The 5,063-nt window shown below is 50.8% G+C and carries 12 protein-coding genes; 5 read left to right on the top strand and 7 right to left on the bottom strand.

What is annotated here, in order from left to right:
* Window positions 1-705: 705 nt before the first annotated feature.
* Complete coding sequence (locus D7X94_RS17575) at window positions 706-1,050, bottom strand: hypothetical protein (protein WP_120429090.1); 345 nt, start codon at window positions 1,048-1,050, stop codon at window positions 706-708.
* 3 nt (window positions 1,051-1,053) lie between these two features.
* Entirely contained in the window at window positions 1,054-1,314 is a 261-nt protein-coding gene (locus tag D7X94_RS17580) for a phage holin (RefSeq protein ID WP_120429092.1), read from the bottom strand.
* A gap of 98 nt (window positions 1,315-1,412) precedes the next feature.
* On the opposite strand from D7X94_RS17580, the gene D7X94_RS17585 reads away from it, so the two are divergent.
* Entirely contained in the window at window positions 1,413-2,072 is a 660-nt protein-coding gene (locus D7X94_RS17585) for a hypothetical protein (RefSeq protein WP_120429094.1), read from the top strand.
* Window positions 2,073-2,158: 86 nt separating this feature from the next.
* Here D7X94_RS17585 and D7X94_RS17590 read toward each other — a convergent pair whose 3' ends face one another.
* The 5 genes from D7X94_RS17590 to D7X94_RS17595 form a co-directional block, all read right to left on the bottom strand.
* Window positions 2,159-2,503, bottom strand: coding sequence for a hypothetical protein (locus D7X94_RS17590; RefSeq protein ID WP_243111382.1), 345 nt, complete (start codon window positions 2,501-2,503; stop codon window positions 2,159-2,161).
* Between the two features lie 10 nt (window positions 2,504-2,513).
* The gene (locus tag D7X94_RS18630) at window positions 2,514-2,669 is read right to left on the bottom strand and encodes a hypothetical protein (protein WP_158591078.1); all 156 of its coding nucleotides are present in this window, start codon (window positions 2,667-2,669) and stop codon (window positions 2,514-2,516) included.
* The gene (locus D7X94_RS18250; protein ID WP_147401772.1) at window positions 2,656-2,919 is read right to left on the bottom strand and encodes a hypothetical protein; all 264 of its coding nucleotides are present in this window, start codon (window positions 2,917-2,919) and stop codon (window positions 2,656-2,658) included. Before D7X94_RS18250 ends, D7X94_RS18630 begins: the two co-directional genes overlap by 14 nt.
* Window positions 2,920-2,930: 11 nt before the next feature.
* Window positions 2,931-3,065, bottom strand: coding sequence for a CD1375 family protein (locus tag D7X94_RS19610; protein WP_279221808.1), 135 nt, complete (start codon window positions 3,063-3,065; stop codon window positions 2,931-2,933).
* Between the two features lie 128 nt (window positions 3,066-3,193).
* Window positions 3,194-3,295 (bottom strand): DUF4368 domain-containing protein, encoded by a 102-nt coding sequence (locus D7X94_RS17595; RefSeq protein WP_120429096.1) that lies wholly within the window; start codon window positions 3,293-3,295, stop codon window positions 3,194-3,196.
* 17 nt (window positions 3,296-3,312) lie between these two features.
* Between D7X94_RS17595 and D7X94_RS17600 the strand changes: the two genes are divergently transcribed.
* Genes D7X94_RS17600 through D7X94_RS19750 form a run of 4 tightly spaced genes read left to right on the top strand, consistent with a single transcriptional unit; the run spans window position 3,313 to window position 4,977 of the window.
* Entirely contained in the window at window positions 3,313-3,696 is a 384-nt protein-coding gene (locus D7X94_RS17600; RefSeq protein WP_120429098.1) for a recombinase family protein, read from the top strand.
* Between the two features lie 19 nt (window positions 3,697-3,715).
* A complete protein-coding gene (locus D7X94_RS17605; protein WP_147401773.1) occupies window positions 3,716-4,354 on the top strand; it encodes a class B sortase in 639 nt (212 codons plus the stop codon).
* 12 nt (window positions 4,355-4,366) lie between these two features.
* The gene (locus tag D7X94_RS17610; protein ID WP_330558254.1) at window positions 4,367-4,828 is read left to right on the top strand and encodes a phosphoadenosine phosphosulfate reductase domain-containing protein; all 462 of its coding nucleotides are present in this window, start codon (window positions 4,367-4,369) and stop codon (window positions 4,826-4,828) included.
* Window positions 4,829-4,833: 5 nt separating this feature from the next.
* Window positions 4,834-4,977 (top strand): hypothetical protein, encoded by a 144-nt coding sequence (locus D7X94_RS19750; RefSeq protein WP_330558255.1) that lies wholly within the window; start codon window positions 4,834-4,836, stop codon window positions 4,975-4,977.
* Window positions 4,978-5,063: the final 86 nt, after the last annotated feature.

Below are 5,063 nucleotides of genomic sequence, written 5' to 3' on the forward strand. Positions count from 1 at the left end.
CCTTTTCTTCCCTGTTTCCATTTGCATTCCTTGATTTTGACTCCCTTTTATCCGTTTTTCAGCAGACACTATGTAGTGTTGACGAACAATAGAAAGTCAGGTATAATGATATCAGAAGGCGTATCAACCTCTGATTTTGATGTGAACGGGAGCCACATGGAGAGGATTTGCTCTACGCTTTATCAAGGGAAAGGAAGGAGATGATTTGTATGGCAAAAGGGTTCTGAGGCAGCGTTCGTGTCTCGGGTAGAGTTACTCATAGTGGAAAAGTACATATCCAGGCTACTATAAGCAAAGGCAACTCTAGCAAAACGGTAGCTAAGACTATTAGTCCTAAGAAGCCGTAATGAAGTTTTGAAATAAATTAACGTCCTTTATTCACATCAATGGACATATGACATATATTTCAAGGGATTATGATGAACTGTTCATTGTATCCTCCAACATAGAATTGTTTGTTGCATAGTGTTAAGGAGCTGTCTTTGCCGCCGGACAGTTCCTTTTTTCCTTTCCCTAGATAAAGCGTAGAACTCTCCAAAATATAAAAGACTCCCGGCCATCGCAGAGATGTATCTCATAGACAGCCGGGACTTTCTTTTACCTACTCAACGGTCACATCCACCCGCGACCCGTTGTACGAAATCTTCTTGACCTTGACATTGCCGTGCCGGTCCGTAATGGTGGCCTAGTCCTGCCCATAAGTTTTCACCATCCGGACAGCTCTTCTCCATCTGCGTCGACGAGTACCGACGTACAAGTCTTGCCATCATCAGTGAAAGTCCGGGTCAAAATCCGACCTTGCTGATCCGTTGCCGTAACCGTGCTGTCTTCCGCAAACAACCGGTCGCCCTCCCGGAAGGCGTGAAGGAGAACACACTCGATCTCATCTCCATCCACGACAACAACTGAACTGTCGTCCATTGTACCGGTTATCTCCGTACCAGACCGGTCATGGGCCGTGACGCCCTTTTTCAGTTTATCCGGAGAAACGGTGTCAGTGGTCAGGTCAATCAGCACGTTCTCCCCAAAGACCACCTTGTTTACAGGCATGGTTCAGTCCTCCCAGGGTGTTTGGTAGTGTCTGGCCCGATTGCTGTCACTGTACCCCGAGGTCGTGGGGTCGTTGACGATGCCCAGCAGCACCAGGATCACGAATACGGCGTCCACAAACGCCAGCAGCTGATTGCCCAGCTCGCCGAAATCAATGGTGCAGCCAAAGATGGCCGCGCCTGCCTGGATGACCAGCAGGATCGCCGGCACCAGCGAGAACCAGAACTGTTTGTTTGCGATGCGTACTTTCCAGTTGATTTCCATTTTGAATCCTCCTCTTAGTTTGAAAGATACATCCCCGCTTCCGTTGACCCTCCCGACATTTGGGTATATAATATCTACAAGAATGGAGATGATATGAAATGGCTATCGATACCAACGGTATAATTTCTGCTTTATCAGAATTTGCTGCTATAACGAAACAAGTCGTTCCCGATGATTGCAAGGAGAATTTGCTGAATACTATTGCCCTTCTTTCGTCAGCAATCGAAACCTCAATAAATAATCCTAAAATATCCGAGATCCAAGTGCAAGAATCTTCCATGGTGCTTTCAGCGAGTGTCGACCTGACCGTTAAATCATCAAAAAGCACATCTAGTAAAGTTCCATCGAATCTATCGCTGTGGATATCCATTGCAAGTTTCATTATCAGCTTTCTTCAGTTCTATATGTCCACTAAACCAGATCCGCAGATTGATACGCTGATTCGCCAACAGCAGGTTATTATCGATCGGTTGGAAACACGCTATAATCAAGAATCCGCTTTTGAAGAAATCTTATCTGAGGATTTCGTTGAGTTCAAAGAGGATTTCTCGGAATCCCAAGAAAGCTTCATTGAATTCGCCAAAGATTTCCGAGACCGCTCCGAAAGAATTATCAATAGCCTGAAGTCGTTCGAAGATGCGAGCCATAACGGCGACAACACCATCGACAGTACCCAGAATGTCGCTGATGATACAGCGCATCCGGAACGAGTAGATGAAAAACCCGACGACCAAAGCAAAGACACTGATTGCCAGTAATGCATTGGTGAATTCTAATCGCTTAACTCTTTGATCTAATGACTTGTTTTGATTCCTATACCACATCCTCATCTTGAAGTTCCTCCTTAAGCTATTCCGACCTTCCCAAGCAGAAAGGTCACAATTCCGCCGACCACTGCCGCCAGAACATACCCAACCAGCTTCCGCCATTTCTCCCCATCCTGGCTCTCCAGCTTGGTAAGGCGCTTGCCCTGGGAAATCTGCTCCTTGAGCATGTTCTCCATGTTCAGAGCCAGTTTCTCCACCGAGGTATTGATTCGGCCAATCTGGTCTACGGTCTTCCCCAGGATGTCCAGACGGTGATTTTGGCGGACATTCTCGTCCTCCAGACGCTTGTTCTCCGCGTCCATACCCCGGCGGAATTCTTCGTGTTCAGGCTGTGTGATGTAATCGTTGCTCTCCTTAATCAAATCACCTCCGTCAGCTTGCCGCGATGCTTACTGTGGTGCCGTCAGAGGCATTCGATGTTTCGGAGTATGGAATTTTTGCCACGGTCACGTTGTTTTTCATGTACTTGTTGGAGGTGGGAAGGACCTGCGTTGCAGCCGCCTTCGGCGTAACATTATACGATCCCACATAAAACCCCCTCCGGAACCGAGCCGCCGTTGCCTGAGGAGGCCATGGGGTACCAGGTATCCGTAGTCTCCTCAAACATATAGCGGTCACCGGTATCGACGCAGTAGGCCGTGCTGCCTGTACATCCAGTCTTGGGTACTTTATCAATATTCGCGGACAGCCCACACCAGGACTCGATAGCTTTGGAGTCCGGTTTTGGATAAGGAGGCAGTCTCCTGCTGACAAGCACCCAGCTTCCAGTGTCCATCATAGGCAGTCACCTTAAGCCACGGGGTCGCCGTTTTCATCGAGGCTCAGGGCCTCCAGATCAGCCCTTACAGCCTCCTTGAACTTCGCTGGGACCTGATCGAAAGTTCTCCGGCCGTTGATGATGAGTGCTGCATACAGCGCTACCATGTCAGTACCTCCTAATAAAAGATTGAATAAAAATAAAAACATGGTCACGCCTCCAGCTTTTCGCCGTCCTGGTCGTAACCGAGTTCTCTCAGCCGTATTCCTTTACTTAAAGCTATTAAAACAAAGTCTCAATCGATCCGGCCAACAAAGCGGTAGTAAATCTCCACTTCCTGCTCCCTTGACCCATCCGCCGACCTGACCGCCTCATGCACCGTAATCTTCTCAATCATAGCATGGAGGTAGAGTGATGGAACAGAAAAGAGCTTGGATATACTGTCGCCTGGCGCTCAATGGGCCGGAAAGTGCGGAATTGCTGACGGCACAGCGGAGCAGGCTGGAAACATACGCAAAAGAGCAGAGCTTTGAAATCGTTGGCACTTCCAGCGATATAGCCAGTGGAATAGGTTTCGACAACAGGACGGGCCTGGTGGAGTTTCAGAATGAGGCAGCGGATGGAAATGTTGACATTCTTCTGGTTTCCGACCTCTCCCGCCTGGGCCAGGCTTCTGAAGCGACCCTGCAATACTGGTTTTTGCTCCGTGATTTTAATGTCAGTGTCCATACGGCAGACAGCGGGAAGGTGGACATGAGCGTGGACCCCATAATCGAAAAAATTTTGTCTTGGGCTTGACATTTGGGTGTCTGAGGCCGTGGAGCCGTCCCCCGCTCCCTCTGCCACGACTTCCCCTGCGGAGGATGCGCCCGGAGCGGAGGCAAAAGAGGATGTCCCCAGCGGCATGGACCTGTCCCCGCTGCAAGAGGTCAATCCCGATGTGGTGGGCTGGATCGCGATACCGGGCATCCTCTCCTATCCGCTCCTTCAGGGCGGGGACAATGCCCGCTATCTGACCCATGCGTGGAACGGCAAGGAGAATGCGGCGGAGGCGGTCTTTCTGGACTGCCGGACGGACGCTTTCCTTGGGGATTTCAACATACTCATCTACGGAGACAGGATGCGGAACGGGGCCATGTTCGGCAGCTTAAAGCACTACAAGGACATTGATTTCTGGCGGGAGAACCCCAGCGTCTACCTCGCCAATGAGGACAGCACACGGCGGTATAACATCTATGCCGCCTATGAGACCGGGCTGACGGCGGCCACCTACCAGCGGGAGTTTTCAAGCCCGGAGGAAAAGCAGGAATTCATCCGATACGGGCTGGAACGGTCCGTCATCGACACGGGCGTCACGCCTACGGCAGAGGACACGATCATCACCCTCTCCACCTGTTCCGGCGGCGACCGCAATACCCGCTGGATAGTCCAGGCAGTGTCAAGCCCTGCAAATTGAAGGAGGAACAACTTGGATAAAAACAAGCAACTGTCCGAGGACAGTCCAATCCACGATACTACTTGCCGCTATCCGATGAAGGAGGGCGGCATTTTCAATACCCAAGACCACTACCATGCCGTGAGCCTCTCTGGAGGCAAGGACTCCACGGCCATGCTGCTCCTGATGATCGAAAGGGGTATGCCCATCGACACGGTGATCTCGGCTGACACAGGGATGGAGTTCCCGGAGATGTACGAGCATCTTGCCAAGGTGGATGATTACCTGTTCCGAGAGCGTGGCCTGCACATCACCACGCTCCGCCATCCGAAGGGCTTTGAGTGGATGATGTTCGAGGAACCGAAGCAGCGGAAGTCCAGCATTGAAAATCGGGCAAGATATGGCGTCCCACCTTATGGGAACGGCTGGCCCGGCATCCATGTCCGCTGGTGTACACCGGGCAGCTTAAAACGCAACTTGTCAACAAGGAAGTGAACCGTTTGAAAGCGGATAAGGCCGCCCTCCATTATGTGGGCATCGCGGCGGACGAGACGAAGCGGTGCAAAGATGATATTTACCCTCTTGTAATGTGGGGCATCACCGAGGCCGACGCCCTGCAAGTCTGCTATTGTCAGCGCCAGTGATAAAATGTAAAAAAGCGCCGAGGAAAAAATGTAGTTTTGTGGCGGAGGTGAAGGGAAAAAGATAGACTCCCAATCAGGGCGAGAAA

Origin of the sequence: Acutalibacter sp. 1XD8-33, from assembly GCF_003612555.1 — a bacterium.
GTDB lineage: Bacteria > Bacillota > Clostridia > Oscillospirales > Acutalibacteraceae > Acutalibacter.

Coding starts and splice junctions, on each gene's coding strand:
- D7X94_RS17595 (WP_120429096.1), bottom strand. CDS start 3,295: ATGATTGAGAAGATTACGGTGCATGAGGCGGTCAGGTCGGCGGATGGG.
- D7X94_RS17580 (WP_120429092.1), bottom strand. CDS start 1,314: ATGGAAATCAACTGGAAAGTACGCATCGCAAACAAACAGTTCTGGTTC.
- D7X94_RS17585 (WP_120429094.1), top strand. CDS start 1,413: ATGGCTATCGATACCAACGGTATAATTTCTGCTTTATCAGAATTTGCT.
- D7X94_RS18250 (WP_147401772.1), bottom strand. CDS start 2,919: ATGATGGACACTGGAAGCTGGGTGCTTGTCAGCAGGAGACTGCCTCCT.
- D7X94_RS17600 (WP_120429098.1), top strand. CDS start 3,313: ATGGAACAGAAAAGAGCTTGGATATACTGTCGCCTGGCGCTCAATGGG.
- D7X94_RS19610 (WP_279221808.1), bottom strand. CDS start 3,065: ATGGTAGCGCTGTATGCAGCACTCATCATCAACGGCCGGAGAACTTTC.
- D7X94_RS17575 (WP_120429090.1), bottom strand. CDS start 1,050: ATGCCTGTAAACAAGGTGGTCTTTGGGGAGAACGTGCTGATTGACCTG.